At 39.6% G+C, this 2,375-nt stretch carries 2 protein-coding genes; both read right to left on the reverse strand.

Translation table 11 applies throughout. The features are described 5' to 3' along the window. Window positions 1-35: 35 nt before the first annotated feature. Window positions 36-941 carry an arginase gene (rocF, locus tag B2X33_RS00475; RefSeq protein WP_296666679.1) on the reverse strand — a complete coding sequence of 302 codons (906 nt, stop codon included), beginning with the start codon at window positions 939-941 and terminating at the stop codon, window positions 36-38. A 57-nt stretch (window positions 942-998) separates the two neighbouring features. Further along, window positions 999-2,186, reverse strand: coding sequence for a PucR family transcriptional regulator (locus tag B2X33_RS00480; RefSeq protein WP_296666681.1), 1,188 nt, complete (start codon window positions 2,184-2,186; stop codon window positions 999-1,001). Window positions 2,187-2,375: the final 189 nt, after the last annotated feature.

Consider the following 2,375-nt stretch of genomic DNA (forward strand, 5'->3'; position numbering starts at 1 on the left):
GCAGCCGGATAAGACGGGGAATGCGGTTCAGAATTTTAATAAAGGGTTTCGCCCAAAAGTCTTGAAGCCAAGCTTGCCGCCAGAATTGCGGTTTGGTTTCGGACGTCGAGAATCGGGTTTACTTCGACAATTTCGGCGGATTTTACTTTTTTTGTGCCAGCCATTTCTTCCATTAAAAGGAGAGCCTCGCGGTTTGTAAGACCTCCTGGAAGCGGAATTCCTGTTCCTGGCGCATACATTGGGTCGAGAACGTCCATGTCAAAACTTACGTGGATTATGTCGATTTTTTGAAAAAATTCTTTTACTTTCTGGACAATTGCCGGAAATCCGTGCCTGTCGATGTCGCTCATTGTAAAAACCGTAACGCCGGCTTCTTTCATTAAAATTTTTTCGCCAGAATCAAGGTCGCGGCAACCGACAAAACAGATGTTTTTTGGATCGATTTTCTGCCCTTCAAAATAAAGGTTTGTAAGTTCAGAAAGGCCGATTCCTGCTGAAGCGGCAAGACATTCGCCGTGAATATTTCCGCTTGGCGTTGTGTTCGTATCGTTAAAATCTCCGTGCGCGTCAACATAAAGCACGCCGAAAGATTTATTTTGTTTTTTTGCTGTTGCGCTGATTCCTGCGATTGAACCGAGCGCAATTGAATGGTCGCCTCCGAGAACGAGTGGAAATTCGTTTTTGCCGGAAATTTCTTCGACAAGTTCAGCAAGTTTTGTGCAGGCATTTACGATTGGTTTTAAGTATTTTGCTTTAGGATTTCCGATATTTTGATATTCCTGCGGTTTTGCATGAAAAATATCTGTGTGTTCAAAAGTAGAGTGGCCGAGGTTTTCCAGCCGCTGTTTTATTCCTGCAAGACGGATTGCAGACGGCCCCATGTCTGAACCGTGGCGGCTTGCGCCAAAATCTAGAGGCATTTCTAAAATGTGTATTTTCATAACGGCATTATAATTTTTTTTTTTGCGAATGTTAATAAAGAGGGTAGCGACGTTTTTTTACTTTTTTAGAAGCTCTTTAATGTAAATTGCAATTTGCAAAAGACAGCGAGTGTCGCCGTCAGAAAGGTCAACATTCAGAATTTCTTGCAGACGCTGAATCCGGTATAAAACGGTGTTTCGGTGAGTATTGTTTTGTTCAGAAACACTGTGAATGTTTCCGCCGAGTTTTAAGTAAAGCTTGAGAGTTTTTAAGTAGTCTTCGCGCTTTGCATTTTCGAGCTGGTCTAGGTTTCCGAGGACAGTTTTATAAAGTTGTTCGAGAACCTTTTTGTTTTTTACTTCAAGCAGAATTTTATAAATTCCGAGATTGTCGTACTTTTCGAGCTTTTCTGCATTTTTCGAAAGATTCATTGTAATTTCCGCGTGGACAAAAGCTTCTTGAAGTTCTTCTGCAGAAGAGCAGTATTCTGAAAGCGAAAGTTTGGAATTGCAAAAAAATTTATCATTTCGCGTTATGCGGAAAAGCTCTTCTGTAAAAAAAGAATTGTCATTTTTAATAATGTAGATTACTTTTCTGTTGTGAATAAAACAGCAGTAGTCGTTTTGCGAAAAATTGATTTTTGGATTTAGCGAAAATTGAACATACCGCTTTGCCTGCTCAATATCGTTATTAAAAAAATCTTCTTTTAATTCCAAGAGCGCAACCGAAAAACTTTTTGCGTCATGAAAAACCGTGTTTTCGATTTGCTTTGGGTCAAATTTCTGAGTTTCAAAAATTGCGCGATAGAAAAATTTTTCAACATTATGGCTGTTTTGGCTGTCGGCAGAAATCATATTTCCGATTTCCTGCATTAAGTCTACCGTATGAATTTCCCACGGCATTGTAAAAAGCGGAAAATTGATTTGGTCGCAATAAGTTTTAATCTCCTGAGGAATTTCAAAAATATATTTTCCAGTATTGACGATTAAACCAGAAGCATTATGACCGGAAAATTTTTCAATAAAATCTCTTAAAAATGAACACAAATTTTCAGACTCATTTATTCCCTCGTTTTCGGATTTTCGTTTGAGCAAAAGCCCTGTTGTGATTGCAAGTTCTCCGCCGCGGATAAATTCGCTAAAAGAAGGATCTTCCGTGTAATAAATCCAGCTGACAGTCTGCTTAAGGCCTTCGCGCCCGGCGACAAGCTTTAGTTTAAAAGGAGTTTCCGAAAAATTAAGGAGAGTGTTTACTGTAAGTGCCATTTTTGCCACCTTGTAACTAGTACACAAAAAAAATAAAACTTTTTGGAAAAATAAGCAAGATGCACGATGCACGTTTTTAGTTTTTGATGGAGCGCATTTTTCGCTCTTATCCGGCTCTTACTGCAAGTCCTCCTTCGCTGCGCTTCGTCCGGTCTTTCCGTGACGATCCGGGCTAGGTTTTGTTTATAA

Source organism: Treponema sp. UBA785, assembly GCF_002297065.1.
Taxonomy (GTDB): Bacteria; Spirochaetota; Spirochaetia; order Treponematales; family Treponemataceae; genus Treponema_D.